This is a genomic window from Nocardia sp. 852002-20019_SCH5090214 (assembly GCF_001665865.1).
In the GTDB taxonomy this organism is placed as follows: domain Bacteria; phylum Actinomycetota; class Actinomycetes; order Mycobacteriales; family Mycobacteriaceae; genus Nocardia; species Nocardia nova.
Window position 1 is genome coordinate 1 of the sequence record NZ_LZMK01000257.1, and the last position, 625, is coordinate 625.

Sequence of the window (625 nt, forward strand, 5' to 3'; positions counted from 1 at the left end):
TCCCCGGGCGGCAGGCTCCAGTCGATGGCCACCGACGCCGGTGTGGTGATCGGCTCGGCGATCGCGTACCGGCACGCCCTCGACGGGCACCGGTAGACGTACTGGCCGTGACGCACGCCGTAGCGGCCCATCTGCGTGCCGGGCTTCTTCCACGACTGGATCGCGTCCACGACCTGCTCGCAGCTCGGGCACCATGCCTTCGGGCGCAGCCACTTGTCCCAATCCGGGCGCCGCCCCAGCGATTTGAGCCAGTACGCGATGTAGAGCCGGTCGCGGGACTGCGGCACCGGCAGGCAGGTGCGCGGCAGCACGTGCGCGGAATTCAGGGCGATGACCCGGGTCTCGTAACCGAGGTCCTGGATCTCGCGCAGCCACCGATGCCGGTCGTCCCACTTCCAGCACTGCACGACGTTTTCCATCACCCCGGCCAGCACCGGCTTGCCGCGCGCGGCCATCGCACGCAGATACCGGGGAATCTGCTCGACCAGCGCCCGGCTGCGCCCGGACGCCGGATCCTCGACGATGCCGAGTTCCTCGTCGAACCGGTACTGGTTGCTCTGGTCGAAGTAGCGTTTCTGTCCCTTCGCGTCCGTCCATTCCGGGCACGCCGGGCTCGCCCAGAACA

Annotated in this window: 1 pseudogene; it reads right to left on the bottom strand. The window is 69.0% G+C overall.

The features are described from left to right. Positions 1–625 (bottom strand): annotated as a pseudogene (locus A5780_RS43160) (DNA cytosine methyltransferase); the annotation flags it as partial.